Origin of the sequence: Streptomyces triculaminicus, from assembly GCF_017349075.1 — a bacterium.
GTDB lineage: Bacteria > Actinomycetota > Actinomycetes > Streptomycetales > Streptomycetaceae > Streptomyces > Streptomyces triculaminicus.
The window spans coordinates 301,458-322,143 of the sequence record NZ_JAFMOF010000002.1 but is presented as its reverse complement, the minus strand read 5'-3'; the positions used below and the strand labels follow the sequence as shown (position 1 = coordinate 322,143).

18 protein-coding genes are annotated in these 20,686 nt (G+C 70.3%); 4 read left to right on the top strand and 14 right to left on the bottom strand.

Annotated features, from left to right (window positions below; all coding sequences use genetic code 11):
- Nucleotides 1-1,362, bottom strand: coding sequence for a Pup--protein ligase (gene pafA, locus J1792_RS11440; protein WP_086569178.1), 1,362 nt, complete (start codon nucleotides 1,360-1,362; stop codon nucleotides 1-3).
- A gap of 9 nt (nucleotides 1,363-1,371) precedes the next feature.
- Nucleotides 1,372-2,640 (bottom strand): MFS transporter, encoded by a 1,269-nt coding sequence (locus J1792_RS11435; protein WP_086569176.1) that lies wholly within the window; start codon nucleotides 2,638-2,640, stop codon nucleotides 1,372-1,374.
- 267 nt (nucleotides 2,641-2,907) lie between these two features.
- On the opposite strand from J1792_RS11435, the gene J1792_RS11430 reads away from it, so the two are divergent.
- Entirely contained in the window at nucleotides 2,908-3,945 is a 1,038-nt protein-coding gene (locus J1792_RS11430) for a LacI family DNA-binding transcriptional regulator (RefSeq protein WP_372446124.1), read from the top strand.
- Between the two features lie 6 nt (nucleotides 3,946-3,951).
- On the opposite strand, the gene prcA is transcribed toward J1792_RS11430, so the two are convergent.
- The 5 genes from prcA to arc form a co-directional block, all read right to left on the bottom strand.
- Nucleotides 3,952-4,716 (bottom strand): proteasome subunit alpha, encoded by a 765-nt coding sequence (gene prcA / locus J1792_RS11425; protein WP_086569172.1) that lies wholly within the window; start codon nucleotides 4,714-4,716, stop codon nucleotides 3,952-3,954.
- Between the two features lie 46 nt (nucleotides 4,717-4,762).
- Nucleotides 4,763-5,605 carry a proteasome subunit beta gene (gene prcB, locus J1792_RS11420; protein ID WP_086569170.1) on the bottom strand — a complete coding sequence of 281 codons (843 nt, stop codon included), beginning with the start codon at nucleotides 5,603-5,605 and terminating at the stop codon, nucleotides 4,763-4,765.
- A 109-nt stretch (nucleotides 5,606-5,714) separates the two neighbouring features.
- Nucleotides 5,715-5,933, bottom strand: a complete 219-nt coding sequence (locus J1792_RS11415; RefSeq protein ID WP_086569168.1) for a ubiquitin-like protein Pup — start codon at nucleotides 5,931-5,933, stop codon at nucleotides 5,715-5,717.
- Between the two features lie 182 nt (nucleotides 5,934-6,115).
- A complete protein-coding gene (dop, locus tag J1792_RS11410) occupies nucleotides 6,116-7,627 on the bottom strand; it encodes a depupylase/deamidase Dop (RefSeq protein ID WP_207247190.1) in 1,512 nt (503 codons plus the stop codon).
- Between the two features lie 320 nt (nucleotides 7,628-7,947).
- Nucleotides 7,948-9,714 carry a proteasome ATPase gene (arc, locus tag J1792_RS11405; protein ID WP_086569213.1) on the bottom strand — a complete coding sequence of 589 codons (1,767 nt, stop codon included), beginning with the start codon at nucleotides 9,712-9,714 and terminating at the stop codon, nucleotides 7,948-7,950.
- Nucleotides 9,715-9,956: 242 nt separating this feature from the next.
- Here arc and J1792_RS11400 point away from each other — a divergent pair, with 242 nt between their 5' ends.
- Nucleotides 9,957-10,253 carry a ferredoxin gene (locus tag J1792_RS11400; RefSeq protein WP_086569165.1) on the top strand — a complete coding sequence of 99 codons (297 nt, stop codon included), beginning with the start codon at nucleotides 9,957-9,959 and terminating at the stop codon, nucleotides 10,251-10,253.
- A gap of 4 nt (nucleotides 10,254-10,257) precedes the next feature.
- Here the strand turns inward: J1792_RS11400 and J1792_RS11395 are convergent, their stop codons facing one another.
- The 3 genes from J1792_RS11395 to J1792_RS11385 form a co-directional block, all read right to left on the bottom strand.
- Nucleotides 10,258-10,812, bottom strand: a complete 555-nt coding sequence (locus J1792_RS11395; protein WP_086569164.1) for a hypothetical protein — start codon at nucleotides 10,810-10,812, stop codon at nucleotides 10,258-10,260.
- Nucleotides 10,813-10,975: 163 nt separating this feature from the next.
- Nucleotides 10,976-11,863 (bottom strand): tRNA (adenine-N1)-methyltransferase, encoded by an 888-nt coding sequence (locus J1792_RS11390; RefSeq protein WP_086569162.1) that lies wholly within the window; start codon nucleotides 11,861-11,863, stop codon nucleotides 10,976-10,978.
- 95 nt (nucleotides 11,864-11,958) lie between these two features.
- Nucleotides 11,959-13,191: a site-2 protease family protein gene (locus J1792_RS11385; protein ID WP_086569160.1), complete on the bottom strand. Its 1,233-nt coding sequence runs from the start codon at nucleotides 13,189-13,191 to the stop codon at nucleotides 11,959-11,961.
- 126 nt (nucleotides 13,192-13,317) lie between these two features.
- Here J1792_RS11385 and J1792_RS11380 point away from each other — a divergent pair, with 126 nt between their 5' ends.
- Entirely contained in the window at nucleotides 13,318-14,247 is a 930-nt protein-coding gene (locus J1792_RS11380; protein WP_242645879.1) for a RecB family exonuclease, read from the top strand.
- A 15-nt stretch (nucleotides 14,248-14,262) separates the two neighbouring features.
- Nucleotides 14,263-14,934 carry a response regulator gene (locus J1792_RS11375; RefSeq protein ID WP_086569156.1) on the top strand — a complete coding sequence of 224 codons (672 nt, stop codon included), beginning with the start codon at nucleotides 14,263-14,265 and terminating at the stop codon, nucleotides 14,932-14,934.
- A 117-nt stretch (nucleotides 14,935-15,051) separates the two neighbouring features.
- Here J1792_RS11375 and J1792_RS11370 read toward each other — a convergent pair whose 3' ends face one another.
- From J1792_RS11370 to J1792_RS11355, 4 genes are all read right to left on the bottom strand, one after another.
- A complete protein-coding gene (locus tag J1792_RS11370) occupies nucleotides 15,052-16,650 on the bottom strand; it encodes an ABC transporter substrate-binding protein (RefSeq protein WP_086569154.1) in 1,599 nt (532 codons plus the stop codon).
- Between the two features lie 100 nt (nucleotides 16,651-16,750).
- Nucleotides 16,751-18,346 (bottom strand): ABC transporter substrate-binding protein, encoded by a 1,596-nt coding sequence (locus J1792_RS11365; RefSeq protein ID WP_207247188.1) that lies wholly within the window; start codon nucleotides 18,344-18,346, stop codon nucleotides 16,751-16,753.
- A gap of 458 nt (nucleotides 18,347-18,804) precedes the next feature.
- Nucleotides 18,805-19,497, bottom strand: a complete 693-nt coding sequence (locus tag J1792_RS11360; protein ID WP_086569150.1) for an HAD family hydrolase — start codon at nucleotides 19,495-19,497, stop codon at nucleotides 18,805-18,807.
- 141 nt (nucleotides 19,498-19,638) lie between these two features.
- Nucleotides 19,639-20,670 (bottom strand): PAC2 family protein, encoded by a 1,032-nt coding sequence (locus J1792_RS11355; RefSeq protein WP_179198863.1) that lies wholly within the window; start codon nucleotides 20,668-20,670, stop codon nucleotides 19,639-19,641.
- Nucleotides 20,671-20,686: the final 16 nt, after the last annotated feature.

The window sequence follows — 20,686 nt, the reverse complement described above, 5'->3', positions numbered from 1 at the left end:
TCACATTCCGGCGATGAGCTTCTCCACCCGGTCGTCCACCGACCGGAACGGGTCCTTGCACAACACCGTGCGCTGCGCCTGGTCGTTGAGCTTGAGGTGGACCCAGTCGACGGTGAAGTCCCGGCGCTGCTCCTGGGCCCGGCGGATGAAGTCGCCGCGCAGCCGGGCGCGAGTGGTCTGCGGGGGTACCGACTTGGCCTCGAAGATCTTGAGGTCGTCGCACACCCGGGCGGCCTGCCCCCGCCGCTCCAGGAGGTAGTACAGGCCCCGGCGGCGGTGGATGTCGTGGTAGGCGAGGTCTATCTGGGCGATCCTCGGGTGCGACATGGTGATGTTGTTCTTGGTGCGGTAGCGCTCGATGAGCTGGTGCTTCATCACCCAGTCGATCTCGGTGGAGATGCGGTCCAGCTGCTCGTCCCGGATCGCCTCCAGGGCGCGGCCCCACAGCTCGAGCACCCGCTCCACGGTGCCCGTGCGGATGCCACGGCGCTCGCAGAAGTCCACGGCCTTCTCGTAGTACTCCTGCTGGACCTCCAGGGCGGAGGCCTCCCGGCCGCTGGCCAGCCGCACCTTGCGTCTGCCGGTGATGTCATGGCTGACCTCGCGGATGGCCCGGATGGGGTTCTCCAGGGTGAGGTCGCGCATCACCGTGCCTGCCTCGATCATGCGCAGCACGAGGTCGGTGGCGCCGACCTTGAGCAGCATCGTGGTCTCGGACATGTTGGAGTCGCCGACGATGACGTGGAGCCGGCGGTAGCGCTCGGCGTCGGCGTGCGGCTCGTCCCGGGTGTTGATGATGGGGCGCGAGCGGGTGGTGGCGGAGCTGACGCCCTCCCAGATGTGCTCGGCCCGCTGGCTGACGCAGTAGACCGCGCCGCGAGGGGTCTGCAGGACCTTCCCGGCACCGCAGATCAGCTGCCGGGTGACCAGGAAGGGGATGAGGATGTCCGCGAGACGCGAGAACTCCCCGTGCCGCGCGACGAGGTAGTTCTCGTGGCAGCCGTAGGAGTTCCCGGCGGAGTCGGTGTTGTTCTTGAAGAGGTAGACGTCGCCCGCGATGCCCTCCTCGTGCAGACGCCTCTCGGCGTCGACGAGGAGGCCCTCGAGGATGCGCTCCCCCGCCTTGTCGTGGGTGACCAGCTCGGTCACGCTGTCGCACTCCGGAGTTGCGTACTCCGGGTGCGAACCCACGTCGAGGTAGAGGCGAGCGCCGTTGCGCAGGAAGACATTGCTGCTGCGGCCCCAGGAAACGACACGGCGGAAGAGGTACCGCGCCACTTCGTCAGGGGACAGCCGGCGCTGTCCCCTGAAGGTGCACGTGACGCCGTACTCGTTCTCCAGCCCGAAAATGCGGCGGTCCATGCCTGAACACTACGCCTGATGCCCTGCGCTGAAACCGGGTTCGACAGCACCGCTTCGATCATTTTCCGACCGGGCCACCACGGGCGAGGGGACCGAGGGGGCCCGCAGAGAGCGCCGGGCCAGCACCATGACGAGCAGGGCCGCGGCCCCGCCGCCGACCGCCACCAGGAAGCCCGCCCGGGCGCCGCCGGACTGGACCGCCGGCCCCACGAAGGCCGTCCCGATGGCCGCGCCGACGCCGAAGGAGGTCACCAGCCAGGAGAACGCCTCGGTCACCGTGCCGCGCGGCGCGTGCCGGTCCACGACCACGAAGGCGGTGGCCAGGCAGGGCGCGAGGAAGAGTCCCGCCACGCCGGCCAGGACCGTCATGGCCACCACGCCGGGCGTCAGCACCAGCGGCACGTAGAGCAGGGCCAGCCCGCCCACGAGCACCCGCAGGCGCTGCTCGGGGCTGCCGGGCCACTGCCGGGCCCCGTGCACGGAGCCGCCGATCAGGGCGCCGACGCCCAGGGCCGACAGCAGCCAGCCGGCGATGTTGCCGCCGCCGTGGGCGTCGCCGTAGGCCACCGCGGCCACGGCTATGGAGCCCAGCGCCGAGCCGATGAAGAAGAAGGCGCCCAGCAGCACCAGCAACCCGCGCGAGCGCAGCGCGCCGAGCCAGTGGGCCTCGCGGGGCTCGCTGCGCCACTTCCGGGAGGGCGGCGAGGTGACCACCGCGAGGGCGCCGACGACGCCCATCAGGTGGAGGGCGTTCAGCGCGGCGGCCTCGGACCAGATCGCCACGATCCGGGTGACGATCAGCGGGCCGACCACGTAGATCAGCTCCTGCGCGATCGCGTCCAGGGAGTACGCGGCGTGGAGGTCGTCCTCGTTCTTGAGCACCGACGGCCACAGGGCCCGCAGGCCGCCCTCGAGCGGCGGCGCGAAGAAGCCGGCCACGATCATGGCCAGGTAGGACAGCGGCAGCGGGTCGAGGCCCACGACGGTGAAGCAGGCCATGCCCAGCGCGGTCATCAGGGCCGAGGGCAGGATGACGCGGGGCTGGCCGTAGAGGTCGACGGCCCGGCCGAGCAGCGGCTGGCCGACGGCGTTGGCCACTCCGTAGACCGCGGAGAGCGCTCCGGCGAGGGTGAAGCTGCCGCCCTCGGCGCGCACGAAGAGCACGATCGCCAGCGCGGCCGTGGCGTTGGGCAGCCGCCCCACCAGGGTGCCGGTGAGCAGTCGCGCCGCGTGCCGCGTTCTGAGCATCTCGACGTATCCGCCGCCCGCCGCCGCCATGGTCCGCCTCTCCTGAAACCGGTCTGTTTTTGACAGGCCCGGTAGTCTTATGACCGAGCCATCCCGGTTTTACGTATAACTAGCGCCGTTATACGTACCATGACGGCAGCCCGCGGGTCCACCCGCGCGGTACTGCAGGCAGCGGAGAGGGGTGTCGCGGCGGTGGCCGAGGACAAGCGCGGGGGCGGGGACGACACGGGCGCCGGGACGCGCTGGCCGACCGTCCGGGGCAGGCACGCCGCTGCCGCCCGGGCCACCAGCCGGGACGTGGCGCGCGCCGCGGGCGTCTCCCAGGCCACGGTCTCCCTGGTGATGGGCGGCAAGTGGCGGGGCCGGGTCTCGGAGCCCACCGCCGAGTCCGTGCGCGCCGCCGCCCGCGAGCTGGGCTACCGCCCCAACCTCGCCGCCCGGAACCTGCGCCTGGGCCGCACCCGCACCGCGCTGCTGGTCGTCCCCGCCCTCACCAACGAGTTCTTCGCCGGCGTCTACACCGGCGCCGCCCGCGTCGCCGCCGAGCACGGCGTCGGCGTGGTCCTCTACCCCTCGCCCGAGGGCACCGGCCCGGCCCGCGACCCCTTCGCCTCGGCCCGGGCGACCCTCGACGGCGTGATCGCCTCCTCCATGGCGGCGGACGCCCTGAGTGACCTGCGCGAGGGCGGCCTGCCCCTGGTCATGCTGGACAGCGACCCCGACCGCACGGAGGCCGTGGCGACCGTCAACCTCGACATCGCCGACGGCATGCGCCAGGTGACGGAGCATCTGCTGGCCCTGGGCCACCGGCACGTCGCGCACCTCGCGGCCGACGTCGACTCCTGGACCTTCCGGGTCCGCGCCCGGGCCCTGGCCGACGCCGTCGGGGCCACGGCGGGCGCGGCGGTGGTACGCACCGAGCCGGCCGCCCTGACCGTGGCCGCCGGCCTGCGCGCGGCCGAGCGGGCACTGACCGGGCCCGGACCCCGCCCGACCGCCCTGATCTGCGACGACGACGTCCTGGCGGCGGGCGCCTGCAAGGCCGCCCGGCGGCTGGGCCTGCGGGTGCCGGAAGACGTGTCGGTGACCGGCTTCGACGATCTCTCGCTCGCGACCGCCGTCGAGCCGGAGCTGACCACCGTCCGCCTGCCCGCCGAGGCCGTGGGCGCGGCGGGGATGCGGGCCCTGGTGGCCGTGCTCGACGGGGAGCCCGCGACGACCACGACCGTGCCGGTGGAGCTGGTCACCCGGGGGACCAGCGGGCCGTACGACGCCGCGCGCCCCGGCGGGCGGGAGACCCGGCGGGGCGCGCGGCGTGAGGCGTCGGTGGGGTAGGGCGGATCAGCCCTGCGAGCCGGCGTCCTCGCCGGACTCGTCGGCCACGTCCGCGACGGACGTGGCGCCGGAGCCCTCCTCCAGCAGCAGCGACAGCTGCCGGCCCAGCAGCCGCTTGAACTTCCGCTGCTGCGGCCGCGTCCGGTCCAGGACGGCGACCTCCAGCTGCTCGGGGGTCAGCGTGCGTTCGGTGCCGTTGGTGTCGCGGGCGAGGGAGGCCCGGGCGAGCTTGAGCGCCTCGGCGAGCGTCATGCCGTCGCGGTGCCGCTGGTCGAGGTAGGTGCTGATCTGGTCGGCGTTGCCGCCGACGGCGACCGAGCCGTGCTCGTCCACGATGGAGCCGTCGTGCGGCAGGCGGTAGATCTGGTCGTCCTCGGGGCCGGCCCCGACCTCGGCGACGATCAGCTCGACCTCGTACGGCTTCTCGCCCGCGCTGGAGAAGATCGTGCCCAGCGTCTGGGCGTAGACGTTGGCCAGGCCGCGGGCCGTGACGTCGTCCCGGTCGTAGGTGTAGCCGCGCAGGTCCGCGTAGCGCACGCCGCCGATGCGCAGGTTCTCGAACTCGTTGTACTTCCCGACCGCCGCGAAGGCGATCCGGTCGTAGATCTCGCTCACCTTGTGCAGCGCGCGGGAGGGGTTCTCGGCGACGAAGAGGACGCCGTCGTTGTACTGGAGGACCACGACGCTGCGGCCGCGCGCGATGCCCTTGCGGGCGTATTCGGCGCGGTCGGCCATGGCTTGCTGGGGTGAGACATAGAACGGCGTCGACACCGTTATCCGTCCCTTCTCGTGTGGGATTCCGTCAGTGTCGAAGGCGTCACAGGAGCCCGGCCCGCGGGCCGTCGGGCTCCTCGAGCCGCCGCTCGTGAATGGCGCGGACCACCTCGGCGGCCTCCGCGTCGGTGAGCTTGCGGAAGCCCTCGTCGGTGATGACGGTGACGATGGGGTAGATGCGGCGCGCGAGGTCGGGTCCGCCGGTCGCCGAGTCGTCGTCGGCGGCGTCGTAGAGCGCCTGCACGACGAGCGTGGCGGCCTGCTCTTCCGTCAGGTTCTCCCGGAAGAGCTTCTTCAGCGCACCGCGCGCGAACAGCGAACCGGAGCCCGTCGCCGCGTAGCCGTGCTCCTCGGAGCGCCCGCCGGTCACGTCGTAGGAGAAGATGCGGCCCTTCTGGCGGTCCACGTCCCAGCCGGCGAACAGCGGCACCACGGCCAGCCCCTGCATCGCCATGCCGAGGTTGCTGCGGATCATCGTCGACAGGCGGTTCGCCTTGCCCTCCAGCGAGAGCGAGACCCCCTCGACCTTCTCGAAGTGCTCCAGCTCCAGCTGGAAGAGCTTGACCATCTCCACGGCCAGCCCGGCCGTGCCGGCGATGCCCACCGCGGAGTACTCGTCGGCGGGGAAGACCTTCTCGATGTCGCGCTGCGCGATCACGTTGCCCATGGTGGCCCGCCGGTCACCGGCGAGCACCACTCCGCCCGTGAACGTGGCCGCGACGATGGTCGTGCCGTGCGGGGCCTCGATGACGCCCTGCGCCGGCAGCTGCCGGTTGCGCGGCAGCATCTCGGGCCGGTGCACCCCGAGGAAGTCCATGAACGACGAGGAGCCGGGCGTCAGGAAGGCAGCCGGCAGACGCCCTGTACTGGGAAAGTTGGCTTCCACACGAATCCTTCGAAGAGATCATCTAGAAATACTGGACGGGACCATACCGCCGGGCCGTCAAGCCGTCCGTCCCGTGCCCCGGCACGGGACACGGGACGGAGTGCCGCCCCTACTGTCCGCCCTTTTGCACGAACGAACGTACGAAGTCCTCGGCGTTCTCTTCGAGCACGTCATCGATTTCGTCCAGCACGGAGTCCACGTCGTCCGACAGCTTCTCCTGGCGCTCCTTGAGGTCCTCGGAGACCTGCGCGTCCTGCGCCTGCTCCTCGACCTCCTCTGTCGAACGCGTGGCCTTCTGCTGCCCGCCGCCGGTGTCCTTGGTCGCCATACCCCTCACCCCGCTCGTGTTCGGACGAAACTTCCGGATGTAGCGCCGTACAAGATCAGACCCTACAAGCAGGGTCCGGCATCGGCCCCGCACTTGCTACAACGTCCCGGAACCACCCTGATGATTCCCTCATCCCGTGCTTCTCAGACCCTTCGCCCGGCATCGCCGGGGAGATCCCCGCATCAGCCGCCCGAGAGCACCCGCACCAGGTCCTCGGCGGTGCGACAGCGGTCCAGGAGCTCCTTGACGTGGTTGCGGGTGCCGCGCAGCGGCTCCAGCGTGGGGACCCGCTGCAGGGAGTCACGGCCGGGAAGGTCGAAGATGACCGAGTCCCAGGAGGCGGCCGCCACGTCCTCGGCGTACTGCTCCAGGCAGCGGCCGCGGAAGTAGGCGCGGGTGTCCTCGGGCGGGGCCGTGCGGGCGCGGGCCACGTCGGCCTCGTCCAGCAGGCGCTTCATCCGGCCCCGGGCCGCCAGCCGGTTGTACAGGCCCTTGTCCGGCCGCACGTCCGCGTACTGCAGGTCCACCAGGTGCAGCCGGGCCGCGTCCCAGCCCAGGCCGTCGCGGCGGCGGTAGCCCTCGAGCAGCTCCCGCTTGGCCACCCAGTCCAGCTCCCCGGCCAGGCTCATCGGGTCGTGCTCGAGCCGGTTCAGGACGTCCTCCCAGCGGGTGAGCACGTCCTTGGTCTGCTCGTCCGCGTCCGCCCCGAAGCGGTCCTCGACGTACTTGCGCGCCAGCTCGAAGTACTCCATCTGCAGCTGCACCGCCGTGAGCGTACGGCCGCTGCGCAGCGTGATCAGGCGTCGCAGGGAGGGGTCGTGGCTGACCTGGTGGAGGGTGCGCACGGGCTGCTCGACGGCGAGGTCGACGGCGATGAAGCCGTCCTCGATCATCGACAGCACCAGGGCGGTGGTGCCCAGCTTGAGGTAGGTGGAGATCTCCGAGAGGTTGGCGTCGCCGATGATGACGTGCAGCCGGCGGTACTTCTCGGCGTCGGCGTGCGGCTCGTCGCGGGTGTTGATGATGGGCCGCTTGAGGGTGGTCTCCAGGCCCACCTCCACCTCGAAGTAGTCGGCGCGCTGGCTGATCTGGAAGCCGTGCTCGTGGCCGTCCTGGCCGATGCCGACGCGGCCGGCGCCGGTGACGACCTGGCGGGAGACGAAGAACGGCGTCAGGTGGCGCACGATGTCCGAGAAGGGGGTCTCCCGCTTCATCAGGTAGTTCTCATGGGTGCCGTAGGAGGCGCCCTTGTTGTCGGTGTTGTTCTTGTAGAGGTGGATCGGCTGGGCTCCGGGCAGCTGGGCGGCCCGCTCGGCGGCCTCGGCCATGATCCGTTCCCCCGCCTTGTCCCAGAGGACGGCGTCCCGGGGGTTGGTGATCTCCGGGGAGCTGTACTCCGGGTGGGCGTGGTCGACGTACAGGCGTGCGCCATTGGTGAGGATGACGTTGGCCAGCCCGATGTCCTCGTCGGTGAGCTGACTGGAGTCCGCGGCCTCGCGGGCGAGGTCGAAGCCGCGGGCGTCCCGCAGCGGGTTCTCCTCCTCGAAGTCCCAGCGGGCACGGCGTGCCCGGTGCATCGCGGCCGCGTAGGCGTTGACGATCTGGGACGAGGTGAGCATGGCATTGGCGTTCGGGTGACCCGGGACGGAGATCCCGTACTCCGTCTCGATGCCCATTACTCGCCGTACGGTCATGCGGCCCTCCTTGCCCGGCGGCTCCCCCGGGTGGGGTGGCCGCTCAAGTACCGCTGCGCATCCAGAACGTGCACGGTCCCCGATCCCCCATTGCGCTCGGCGGCGGTACCGAAGAGCCTAGAACGGCTTTGCGGCCCTGGGGAGATCATTACAGTCATTGCTCCGGTTCTTGTGGCGGTCGGAAAACGTCGCTTGTGCGAGTCCCACAAGTGGTGCAACACATGGTGCAAAACGCGTCCGGCTGCGGACGCCCTGGGTCCTCCCCCGCCCGGAGGCGGGGAAGGCGGAACTTCAGGGACATCCGCAGCCGGACGGCGGTGTTACAGATACTGGCCGGTATTGGCCACGGTGTCGATGGAGCGGCCGGTGTCGGCGCCCTGCTTTCCGGTGACCAGGGTGCGGATGAAGACGATCCGCTCACCCTTCTTTCCGGAGATACGGGCCCAGTCGTCCGGGTTGGTGGTGTTGGGCAGGTCCTCGTTCTCCTTGAACTCGTCCACGCAGGCGGCGAGCAGGTGGGAGACGCGCAGACCCTTCTGGTTGTGGTCCAGGAAGGCCTTGATGGCCATTTTCTTCGCCCGGTCCACAATGTTCTGGATCATCGCCCCGGAATTGAAGTCCTTGAAATAGAGGACTTCCTTGTCACCATTGGCGTAGGTGACCTCCAGGAAGCGGTTCTCCTCGGATTCGGCGTACATCTGCTCGACGACCGACTGGATCATGCCCCCGACGGCCGCCCTGGCGGACCCGCCGTGCTCGGCGAGGTCGTCGGCGTGCAGCGGCAGGGTCTCGGTCAGGTACTTCGAGAAGATGTCCTTGGCGGCCTCGGCGTCCGGACGCTCGATCTTGATCTTCACATCGAGCCGGCCCGGGCGGAGGATCGCCGGGTCGATCATGTCCTCGCGGTTGGAGGCGCCGATGACGATGACGTTCTCCAGGCCCTCCACGCCGTCGATCTCGGAGAGCAGCTGGGGGACGATGGTGTTCTCCACGTCCGAGCTGACCCCGGAGCCGCGGGTGCGGAAGAGGGAGTCCATCTCGTCGAAGAAGACGATCACCGGCGTGCCCTCGCTGGCCTTCTCCCGGGCGCGCTGGAAGATCAGCCGGATGTGCCGCTCGGTCTCGCCGACGTACTTGTTCAGCAGCTCGGGGCCCTTGATGTTGAGGAAGAAGCTCTTCCCCGCGGGCTTGCCGGTGACCTCGGCGACCTTCTTGGCAAGGGAGTTGGCCACCGCCTTGGCGATGAGCGTCTTGCCGCAGCCGGGCGGGCCGTACAGCAGCACGCCCTTGGGCGGCCGCAGTTCGTGCTCCTTGAAGAGGTCGGGGTAGAGGTAGGGGAGCTCGACCGCGTCGCGGATCAGCTCGATCTGGTTTCCCAGGCCGCCGATCTTCGTGTAGTCGATGTCCGGGACCTCTTCGAGGACGAGTTCCTCGACCTCGCTCTTCGGGATGACCTCGTAGACGTAGCCGGAGCGGGGCTCGAGCAGCAGGGCGTCGCCGGGGCGGATGGTGGTGTCCAGCAGCGGCTCGGCGAGCCTCACCACCCGCTCCTCGTCGGTGTGCCCGATGACCAGGGCGCGTTCGCCGTCCTCGAGGATCTCCTTGAGGGTGACGATGTCGCCGTGCCGCTCGTACGCCATGGCGTCGACCACGTTGAGGGCCTCGTTGAGCATGACCTCCTGGCCGGGCCTGAGCTCCTCGAGCCCGACGCCGGGGCTGACGTTCACCCGGAGCTTGCGGCCCCCGGTGAAGATGTCGGCGGTGGCGTCGTCGTTCGCCGCCAGGAAGACCCCGAAGCCGGCCGGCGGCTGCGCGAGCCGGTCGACCTCCTCCTTGAGGGCCACGATCTGGTCCCGGGCCTCGCGGAGGGTGTTCGCGAGGCGCTCGTTCTGTGCGGAGACGCCGGCCAGGTTCGTCTGGAGCTCGACGATCCGCTCTTCGAGAATCCTCGTGTGACGCGGAGAGTCGGCGAGCTTGCGGCGCAGGACGGCGATCTCCTGCTCGAGATAGGCAACCTGGCCCGCGGGGTCGTCAGACCCTCGTCCGGGCCGGATGCCGCGGTTCATGTCGTCGTCGTGGGCTGCCACGGTCCTCACCTCCTCCAAGGGGAGCTGGACGCTTCCTGACCCTACCTGGGCCGGTGCAGGTTGAAACCCCTAGATCACAAACCCGGTCGGAGTGTGTCCGATCTTCACCCTTGCGCACGTCCTCACGTGAGGGGAATACCCACCCATCAACATCGGAAAGCGGGCGGTTGTATCGTCGAGTCGGTCAACACCCGTCAGGGCTGGCTCCAATTGGTTCACGTACGCAGGAAACGGCAGGCGAGATGACCGTGCAGGAAGAGGGACTCGGTGAGCTGGAAGTCTGGATCGACCAGGACCTGTGCACCGGTGACGGCATCTGCGCGCAGTACGCCCCCGAGGTCTTCGAGCTGGACATCGACGGTCTCGCCTATGTGAAGAGCGCGGACGACGAGCTGCTCCAGGACAAGGGTGCCACCACGCGCGTCCCGCTGCCGTTGCTCGACGACGTGCGGGATTCGGCCCGGGAGTGCCCGGGGGACTGCATCCACGTCCGGCGCGTCTCGGACAAGGTCGAGGTCTACGGGCCGGACGCGGCGTAACGGCTCACGCACGCGTGGCGACCGGCAGCGGGGTCAGCGCGAACTTCCCCTCGCGCCAGTGCCACTTGACCGCCCGCCTCAGGTCGGGGCAGCAGCGCGGGACGGCCGCGGCGGAGTAGCCGAGAAGAGTGGCCGAAAGGGTGCGCTCGGTGACGGTGAGGCCGGTGACGTTCATCTTCTGCCCGGGGTCGACCAGCGTCGCCACGATCCGGGGCGCGGCCCCCGGGGCGGCCGGCGGGGCGAGGACGTAGACGCCGCTGGGCGGGGTGCCCGCCCCCGCAGGGCAGCGCACGACCGCCGCCGTCTCGGCCCGGCCGTCGCCGTCGAGGTCTCCCGCGACCGCGCGGACGACCTCCGCGCGCGCCAGGCCGCAGTGCACCGGATACCGCACGGCCCGGGCGTCGGGGGCCGCGGTGGCCGGCGCGGTGGCGGTGGCGTCGCCGGGGCCCAGGAGGACCACGCCGGTGATCACGCCGGCCAGGGCGGCGGCGGTGGCCAGCCAGTGGACCGGGCGGGGACGGGTGTGCGGGTGGGGCTCGGGTCCTGCCGGGGACTGCACGCGCACCGACTCCTGTGAGAGCTGGGGACGAGGATCTTCCGCATCGTGCCATACGACGCATGGCCGTCCTACGGCGGGCATGGGCCCTGGATTCACTCAACGCACGAGCGCCGCCGCCGAGTTCATGGAACCCGGCGGCGGCGCTCGGTGGTACGGGCGGGCGTCAGCCCTTGTTGGGGCCCTCGTAGTCGTCGCCGTAGGCGCCCTTGGCCGGACGGCGGCGGCGCATCGGGGGCTCGACGCCGTCCGCCAGGCGGCGGGCGGTGACCAGGAAGCCGGTGTGACCGATCATCCGGTGGTCCGGGCGGACCGCGAGACCCTCGACGTGCCAGTTGCGGATCATCGACTCCCACGGCTGCGGCTCGGCGAAGCAGCCGATCTCACGGATGGACTCCACGGTCCGCGCGAGCTGGGTGGTCGTGGCCACGTAGCAGCACAGGATGCCGCCGGGCACGAGCGCCTTGGAGACGGCCTCCAGGCACTCCCACGGGGCGAGCATGTCGAGGATGACCCGGTCGACGTCGGTGTCGGAGAGGTTGTCCTGCAGGTCGCCGACGGTCAGCTGCCAGGCGGGGTGCGGGCCGCCGAAGTAGCGCTCCACGTTGGCCTGCGCGATCTCGGCGAAGTCCGCGCGGCGCTCGTAGGAGTGCAGCATGCCCTGGTCGCCGATGGCCCGCAGCAGGAAGCTGCTGAGCGAACCGGAGCCCACACCGGCCTCGACGACGCGGGCGCCGGGGAAGATGTCGGCGAAGGCCAGGATCTGCCCCGCGTCCTTGGGGTAGACCACGGCGGCACCGCGGGGCATGGACAGGACGTAGTCGGGGAGCAGGGGGCGCAGCGCGAGGTAGGCGACGTTTCCCGTGGTACGGACAACACTGCCCTCGGGAGCACCGATCAGCTCGTCGTGCGGGAAGGAACCCTTGTGGGTGTGAAAGTTCTTCCCGGCCTCGAGCGTGAACGTGTAGTGGCGTCCCTTGGGGTCGGTGAGCTGGACCTGGTCCCCGACCTGGAAGGGCCCGCGACGGCGGGCGGCACCGGTCGGTTCGGACATGTGACCAGCGTACCGGGCCCGCGGAGGCCTCAGCACCACGAGGCGCCACGAGGCGCCCCGAAGCATCCCGAAGCACCAGGAGGCCCGCGGAGCCTTCAGGACGAGGGCCTGGCCATGGCCGCGACGAAGGCGCGCTCGACGTCGGCGGTGGACAGGACGCCGTAGACCTCGCCGGAGTCCTCGACGACCAGGTACTCCGTGGCGGGGGTGGCCCGGAGCACGTCGAGGAGGTCCTCGCCGGAGAGCTCGGCGGGGATGCGCATGCCCTCGCGCAGGTCCTGGGCGAGGGTGCCGACCGCGACCCAGGGGCGGCGGTGCTCGGGGACTCCGACGATGGCGGCCTCGCGGACCAGCGCGGTGGGGTTGCCCTGTCCGTCGACGACGACCAGGGCGCGGGCCCCGGCCTCGTTGGCGCGGCGCAGGGCCTCCGACAGCGGGGTGTCCGTCTCGACGGGGACGGCGCGCCGGGTCAGGGCGCGGGCCCGCAGGGCGGGCAGGTGCTCGCGCAGCCGCGCCATGCGCAGGCTGTTCCCGGCGCCCGTCCAGATGATCGCGGCGAGGATGGCGGCGAGCAGGGCGTCGGTGAGGGTGTCGAGGCCGCCGAGCTCCTCGGTGGAGTCGCGGTGGGTGAGCAGCGGGAGGCCGACGAGGACGGAGACGGCGAGGGCGCGGCCGACCCAGGCGGCGGCCACGGTGCCGGTCATGGGCCGGCCGCTGATCTTCCACACGATGGCCCGGAGCATGCGGCCGCCGTCCAGCGGCAGCCCGGGCAGCAGGTTGAAGGCCGCGACGAGCAGGTTGGAGACCATCAGCCCGGCGAGCAGCACGGCGGGCACGGTGCCCGGCTCGACGGCGAGCACGCCGAGGTAGAAGAGCCCGGCGAGGACGAGCGAGAGCAGCGGCCCGACGAAGGCCAGCACGAATTCGCGGCCGGGGGTCTCGGTCTCCTTCTCGATCTCGGAGACGCCGCCGAAGAACTGCAGCTGGATGCGGCGCACCGGCAGTTTGAAGCGCAGTGCGGCGACCGTGTGGGCCAGCTCGTGGACCAGGACGGAGGCGTAGAAGGCGACCGCGAAGAAGAGGGCGACCAGATAGCGGACGCGGCCCAGCTCGGGCAGGACGCGGTCGAGCTGGCCGCCGAAGACCCAGGTGATGAGGGCGGCGACGAGGAACCAGCTGGGGGCGACGTAGACGGGCACCCCGAAGGGCCGGCCCATGAGGATGCCGCCGCCGCTCTCGCGCGGGCGCTGCGGCTTGCGATCCCCGGGCCCGGCCGGTCGGCCGGCGCCTCCGACGCCGCCGGATTGGCCCTGCCCGCTGTTGTCCACGGTGTCCCCTCGTCGGATCCGGTCATTCGCACCCACGTGGTGCATTCTTACGATCATGCAGTGCGAAGGGGTCTACCGTCGATGGTATGCGTCCGACTGTCAGTGACCGGCCGTAGGGTTTGTGTCATGGATACCGCCCCCGAGCCCTCCGCCGCCCCGGCGCCGACCGCCGCCCGCCCGGCCTCGCTGTCGCCGTCGCGCGCGGCCGACTTCATGCAGTGTCCGCTGCTCTACCGCTTCCGGGTGATCGACAAGCTCCCGGAGAAGCCGAGCGCGGCGGCCACCCGGGGCACGGTGGTGCACTCGGTGCTCGAGCGGCTCTTCGACGCCCCGGCGGCCGAGCGGACGGCGCCGCGGGCCAAGGGGCTGGTCCCGGGCGAGTGGGAGCGGCTGCTGGGCTCGAAGCCGGAGCTGGCGGAGCTGTTCCTGCGGGAGGACGGCAGCCAGGACGCCGACCGGCTCGCGACGTGGCTGGCGGACGCGGAGCGGCTGGTCGAGCGGTGGTTCACCCTCGAGGACCCCACGCGCCTGGAGCCGGCCGAGCGGGAGCTGTTCGTGGAGACGGTGCTGGACTCGGGGCTGAAGCTGCGCGGCATCGTCGACCGGGTGGACGTGACCCCGTCGGGCGACGTGCGCATCGTGGACTACAAGACCGGCAAGGCCCCCGCCCCGCGGTACCGCGAGACCCCGCTGTTCCAGATGATGTTCTACGCGCTGGTGATGTGGCGGCTGAAGGGCCGCATGCCGCGCCGCCTGCAGCTGGTCTACCTGGGCAGCGGCGACGTGCTGACGTACGACCCGGTGGAGGCGGAGCTGCTGGCGGTGGAGCGCAAGCTGCGCGCGCTGTGGGAGGCGATCTCGCTGGCCACCGACACCGGCGACTGGCGGCCGCGGCCGACGAAGCTGTGCGGCTGGTGCGACCACCAGGCGCTCTGCCCGGAGTTCGGCGGCACTCCCCCGCCGTATCCGCTGCCCGTTCCGGCGCCGCGGACGGCGCCGGACGACGGTCCGGCTGCCCCGGCCGGCGAGGCGCAGGGCAGAATGGACGCGGTCTAGCGAAGGAGTTCTCCTGTGGCGATCCGCGTCCTGTTGGTCGACGACCAGCCTCTGCTGCGCACCGGCTTCCGCATGATCCTGGAGGCCGAGCAGGATCTCGCGGTCGTCGGGGAGGCCGGGGACGGTCTGCAGGCCATCGACCAGGTCCGGGCCCTGCAGCCCGATGTGGTGCTGATGGACATCCGGATGCCCCGCATGGACGGCGTCGAGGCCACCCGGCAGATCACCGGCCCGGAGCGCGACGGCCCGGCGAAGGTGCTGGTGCTCACCACCTTCGACCTCGACGAGTACGTGGTCGAGGCGCTGCGGGCGGGGGCCAGCGGCTTCCTGCTCAAGGACGCGCCGGCCCATGAGCTGGTGCAGGCGATCCGGGTGGTGGCGGGCGGCGAGGCGATGCTGGCGCCGAGCATCACGCGGCGGCTGCTGGACAAGTACGCCGGGCATCTGCCGTCGGGCGAGGAGGTGTTGCCGGACACCCTGCACACGCTGACCGACCGTGAGGTCGAGGTGCTCAAGCTGGTGGCCCGGGGCCTGTCGAACGCCGAGATCGCGGCGGATCTGTTCGTCAGCGAGACCACGGTCAAGACGCATGTGGGGCATGTGCTGACCAAGCTGGGCCTGCGGGACCGGGTGCAGGCCGCCGTCTACGCCTACGAGAGCGGACTGGTGCGCCCCGGGGCGCAGTGAGACCCCACCCCGTACGACACTGCCTCAGGCCGCGAGCGCGAGTGAGGCGCCGCGACGCGACGACGCCCCGGCACACGGTCATCGTGTGCCGGGGCGTCGTCGTGTCGACGGGGGGTGTTATCCCTTGGCGCCCTTGCTGATCTCCCAGAAACGGAAGACGGTCGAGGCGTCCAGGGTCCACTGCAGACCGGAGATCTGCTCGTTGGCCACCGCGTACTGCTTGCCCTGCCACAGCGGCAGCACCGGCACGTCCTGGGCGACGGCGTTCTGGACCTTGGTGAAGTCGGCGACGGTCGCGGCACGGCTGCCCTGGGCGGCGGTGTTCGGCAGGATGCCGGCTATCTCCTTGGACTGGTAGTTGTTCGCCAGCACGTTGTCCTCGCCGAAGAACGGCGCGGTGAAGTTGTCCGGGTCCGGGTAGTCAGGAACCCAGCCCTTGACGTAGACGCCGTACTTGCCGGCGGCGATGTCCTTCTCGTACTGGTCGAACGGCACGCTCTGCACGTCGGCCTCGAAGAGACCGCTGGCGTTCAACTGCTTGGCGATCTCGTTGAACTCGGCCACGGTGGCCGGGCCGTAACGCACCGGGGTGGCCCACAGGGTGAGCTTGACCTTGCCGGTGATGCCCGCCGACTTGATGGCCGCGGCGGCCTTGTCGGGCTGCGGGCGGTCGCCGTAGACGTCGAAGAACGGCGTCCGGTGGCCGGTGATGCCGCTGGGGACGACCGAGTACAGCGGCTCGGCGGTGCGCTTGTAGACGTCGCGGACGAGCGTCGAGCGGTCGATCGTGTAGGCGATCGCCTTGCGGACGCCGACCTTGCCGACCACGGGGTCCTTGGCGTTGAACACCAGGTGCTGGACCTCCGCACTGGTGCCCTCGATCACCTTCAGGCTGCCCTTGTCGCCGGCCTCGGCGGCCTCGATGTCGGCGATGTCCTTCATGGCCAGGCCTCGGTAGGCCAGGTCCACGTCGCCCTTCTGCACGGCGGCCTTGAGCTCGTCCTGCTTGCCGTCGAAGAACTTGAGGGTCATGCCGCTGTTCTGCAGCGTGGCCGGGCCCTTGTAGGAGCCGTTGGGCTTGAAGACGGCCTTCGTCTTCTTGTCGAAGGACTCCAGCTTGTAGACCCCGGAACCCACGGCCTTGCCGTCGGTGCGGAGCTTGTCCTTCGGGTACTCCGTGTGGTCCACGATCGACCCGGCACCGGAGGCGATCTTCTGCGGGAAGGTCGCGTCGGAGCGCTTGAGCTCGAAGACGACGGTCGACTTGTCCGGCGTCTTGATGTTCTTGATCGTCGACAGCATGGTCGACGCCGGACCGCTCTTGTCGTTGATCTTCAGCGTGCGGCGGAAGGAGTAGGCGACGTCCTCGGAGGTGAGGTCGTGGCCGTTGCTGAACTTCAGCCCCTCCACCAGCGTGCACTCGTAGACCGTGCTGGTGTCGTCCTTGAACTTGCAGCTCTGGGCGGCGTCCGGCTGCGGAGTGGTGCTTCCCTTGGGGAAGCTCATCAGCGACTGGAAGACGTTGTTGAAGAGCAGCCAGGAACCCGGGTCATAACCGGATGCCGGGTCGGTGGAGAGCACCTCGTCCGACATGCCCATGACCACCGACTGCCCGGTGCCGGCCGCGTTGCCGTCTTCCGATCCGCACCCGCTCAGCAGGGCGGCGGCAAGCCCCGCGCCGAGCGGGGCGGCGAGCCACTGGTCACGTTTCCTCACGTGCACTTTCCTCACAGTTCTTGATCGCAGAAAAGACCATCTGGTGAAACCGGTGAAGCTGGACTTGCGTTGGTGGTTCGAATCGAGGTGGCGCCGGCCGTCAGGAGCCGCGGGTGAGCTCCCACGGCTGCAGCTCGGAGGCCGAGTTCAGCGCCCACTCGGCGCCGGTGATCTTCTCCCGCACCGCGACGTACTGCTTGCCCTGCCACAGCGGCAGCACCGGCACGTCCTCGGCGACGATGTCCGCGGCCTGCTGGAAGTACTTGGCGGCCGCGTCGCGCTGTGCGGCCTCGCGGGACTGCGGGATCAGCTCGTTGGAGATCTTCGGGTTGCGGTAGGGCGAGGAGAGGAAGTTGTCCTTGCCGACGAACGGGGCGATGAAGTTGTCCGCGTCCGGGAAGTCGGGGAACCAGCCCATACCGTAGACGGCGTACTTGCCCTTGGCCGCCTCGGGGCGGAAGTCCGCCCACTTCACGCCCTGCACCTTGGCGTTGAAGAGACCGCTGCCGTTGAGCTGCTTCTGCAGCGACTTGAAGACCTTCTCGGTGGTCTCACCGTAGTGGTCGGTGGTGTACGTGAGGGTCAGCGGCACCGGGGTGGTGATGTTCGCGGCCTTCAGCAGGGCGCGGGCCTTCTCGGTGCTGGGCTCGCCGTACTTGTTGGAGAAGGAGTTCTGGTGGCCGGCGATGCCGCTGGGCACCAGGGAGTACAGCGGCTCGCTCGTGCGCTGGTAGTCGTCGCGGGCCAGCTCCTGGCGGTCGACCAGCTGGGCCATGGCCTGGCGCACGGCCTTGGGCTTGACCGACGGGTCCTCGGTGTTGAAGGCGAGGTAGCTGATCTCCTGGCCGGGCGACTCCAGCAGGCGGACGCCCTGGTCCGTGGCGGTGCGCAGCCGGCCGATCTGCTCGGGCAGCAGGGCGCGGTTCATGATGTCCACGTCGCCGCTCTTGAGCGCCTTCTCCATCGACGCGGAGTCGTCGTAGAAGCGCATCTCGACCTTGTCGTTCAGCACTTTCACGGAGCCCTTGTAGCTCCCGTTCCTGCTGAACGTGGCCTTGACCACCCGGCCGTCCTTGGCCTCGGTCTTCAGCGTGTACGGGCCGGAGCCGACCGTCGTGAAGCCGTTGCCCAGCTTGTCCTTCTCGTACGACTCGCTGTCGACGATGGCGGCGGCCGGGGTGGCGATCTTCTGCGGGAAGGTGGCGTCGGGCGACTTGAGGTGGAAGACCACCTCGAGCTCGCTCGGGGTCTCCACCTTGTCGATGTTGTTCAGCAGGGAGACCGGGCCGTTCTCGAAGTTGATCGTCCGGGCGCGGTCGATGGAGAACTTGACGTCCTCGGAGGTGAGCGCGTGCCCGTTGGAGAACTTCAGGCCGCTGCGCAGCGTGCAGCGGAGCTGCTCGTTCTTGCGGTCGCCGAACACGCACTTCTCGGCGGCGTCGCCGACCGGCTCGGTGCCGGAGCGGGGCAGCCGCAGCAGGGTCTGGAAGGTGCTGTGGAGAACGTTCCAGGCGCCGATGTCGTACGCGGCGGCGGGGTCGAACGGCGCCGGGGCGTCGGTGGTCTCCTCGAACCGGTCGGTCGTGCCGATGACGATGGCCTTGTGCCCGCCGGATCCCTCGCCCCCGCCACAGGCGACGAGGGCGGGTGCCAGCAGGCCTGCCACGATCGGCAGGACCAACGTCTTGCGGTTCATTGTCTGGGGTTCTCCCTGTGGTGCGTTCGACTGCCCGGACCCTACCGATAGTCGATGTGTTGGTCATACGGGCAGTCGTGAAGTTCTCGCGAAAAGATTAGTGCGCGCTGCCGCCGCCCCCGGAACAGGTCGAACTCGACGCAAAATCACGCGGTGATAACGACAGGTGAATGTCCGATATCCGGACGCCGGAACGATTCCGGCAGGAGATCACCAAACGGGACACAAGGGCGCGCTTCAGCCCTCGAGAACACCCTCACGGGGCGACGCAAGGCGACGCGCGGACTTCGGATCCGGTGACGAACGTCACGTGCCCGATTTCCCGGCCGACCGCGTGAATTCAGCCGCCGCATTCGTCACGGAAAACAATCGACCAAACGCTAAGAGTTCTTGGTCATTCCGGCGCCGCACGCTCAGTGCATGCGCCGGTGCATTCCCGTGAGCAGGCCCCGCGGGGATCAGACCTTGATCAGGCCCCGCAGAAAAGACAAGTCGACTTCTTCCAGGGAGCGGACGACCGTACGCCCCGCCGCCGGCGGGATCGGCGCCACCGAGGGCACCGCCACCACCCGGCAGCCGGCCGCCTCCGCCGCCGTCACGCCCGTGAGGGTGTCCTCCACCACCGCACAGCGCGCGGGGTCCACGCCCAGCCGGGCGGCGGCCAGCAGATACGGGTCCGGGTGCGGCTTGGTCCGGGCCATCTCGTCGCCCGCGACGGTGAGCGTGAAGTGCTCGGGGCCCAGGCTGTGCAGCACCCGGTCGATGATCTCCCGGTGCGAGGCCGAGACCAGCGCCGTCGGCACCGAGTGCGCGGCCAGCTCGGCCAGCAGCCGGCGGGCGCCCGGCATCAGCGGCACCCCGCGGACGATCATCTCGGAGAAGCGGCTGTTGAGAAGGACGGACAGCTCGGCCAGCGCGATCCGCGCGCCGGTGGCCTTGATCAGGAAGGAGGCGCTGCGGGACATCGGGCCGCCGACGACCACCTCGCGCCACTCCTCCAGCAGCTGGTGTCCCAGCTCGGCGAAGACCGCGACTTCGACCTCCCACCAGAAACCCTCGGTGTCGACCAGAGTGCCGTCCATGTCGAGCAGGACGGCCTGCAGGGCCGACGCCTCCGAACGGGTGTCGACAGTGGGAATGGTGCTGGTCATCCGCACACCTCCTGGGGGACGAGAAGGCCGGTCCCCCACCCCCGTACGGGGCGGTGAACCGGCCTTCACCGGGCAGACAAGTGTACGACCGCCCCCCACGGTGCGTCGCGTCGATAACCCGCGAAAGCGGGGACGGGAGGGTCAGTCCTCGTCCTTCGGGCCGTCCTGGCCCCTCTCGGGGCCCTCGGCCGCCCCCTCGTCCTCATCCTTGGCGGGCGGCCTGGGAGGCCGCGTACGCCCGCTCGTGGTGTCCCTGAGGTACGAGGCGTCCCGGCCGCCCTCGGTCAGGCCCGGCTCCGCCGCCAGCCCGCCGGGCTGCCCCGGCTGGCCGTCGCGGCGGCGCAGATAGCGCTCGAACTCCCGGGCGATGGCCTCGCCGGAGGCCTCCGGCAGATCCGCGGTGTCCCGCGCCTCCTCCAGCGACTGGACGTACTCGGCGACCTCGCTGTCCTCGGCGGCCAGCTGGTCGACGCCCAGCTGCCAGGCCCGCGCGTCCTCGGGCAGCTCGCCCTGCGGGACGCGCAGGTCGATCAGGTCCTCGAGGCGGTTGAGCAGGGCCAGGGTGGCCTTCGGGTTCGGCGGCTGGGAGACGTAGTGCGGAACCGCCGCCCACAGGCTCACCGCCGGGACGCCGGCGTGGGTGCACGCCTCCTGGAGGATGCCGACGATGCCGGTCGGGCCCTCGTAGCGGGACTCCTCCAGGTCCAGGGTGCGGGCCAGGTCCGGGTCGGAGGTCACTCCGCTGACCGGAACGGGCCGGGTGTGCGGGGTGTCCCCGAGCAGCGAACCGAGGATCACCACCATCTCCACGCCCAGCTCGTGGGCGAACCCCAGGATCTCGTTGCAGAACGAGCGCCAGCGCATGCTCGGTTCGATGCCGCGCACGAGGACGAGGTCGCGCGGCGCGCCCTTGTCGCCGCCGGTGCGCACCACGGAGAGCCGGGTGGTCGGCCAGGTGATCTTGCGGACGCCGCCGTCCAGCCAGACCGTGGGCCGGTTGACCTGGAAGTCGTAGTAGTCCTCGGCGTCGAGCGCCGCGAAGACCTCGCCCTTCCATTCCCGGTCCAGATGCGCGACCGCGCTGGAGGCGGCGTCACCGGCGTCGTTCCATCCCTCGAAGGCACAGATCATGACCGGGTCGATCAGCTCGGGAACCCCCTCAAGCTCGATCACCCAGCGCCTCCTTCCG

Coding starts and splice junctions, on each gene's coding strand:
- pafA (WP_086569178.1), bottom strand. CDS start 1,362: ATGGACCGCCGCATTTTCGGGCTGGAGAACGAGTACGGCGTCACGTGC.
- J1792_RS11435 (WP_086569176.1), bottom strand. CDS start 2,640: ATGGCGGCGGCGGGCGGCGGATACGTCGAGATGCTCAGAACGCGGCAC.
- J1792_RS11415 (WP_086569168.1), bottom strand. CDS start 5,933: ATGGCGACCAAGGACACCGGCGGCGGGCAGCAGAAGGCCACGCGTTCG.
- dop (WP_207247190.1), bottom strand. CDS start 7,627: ATGACCGTACGGCGAGTAATGGGCATCGAGACGGAGTACGGGATCTCC.
- J1792_RS11400 (WP_086569165.1), top strand. CDS start 9,957: ATGACCGTGCAGGAAGAGGGACTCGGTGAGCTGGAAGTCTGGATCGAC.
- J1792_RS11390 (WP_086569162.1), bottom strand. CDS start 11,863: ATGTCCGAACCGACCGGTGCCGCCCGCCGTCGCGGGCCCTTCCAGGTC.
- J1792_RS11380 (WP_242645879.1), top strand. CDS start 13,318: ATGGATACCGCCCCCGAGCCCTCCGCCGCCCCGGCGCCGACCGCCGCC.
- J1792_RS11365 (WP_207247188.1), bottom strand. CDS start 18,346: ATGAACCGCAAGACGTTGGTCCTGCCGATCGTGGCAGGCCTGCTGGCA.
- J1792_RS11360 (WP_086569150.1), bottom strand. CDS start 19,497: ATGACCAGCACCATTCCCACTGTCGACACCCGTTCGGAGGCGTCGGCC.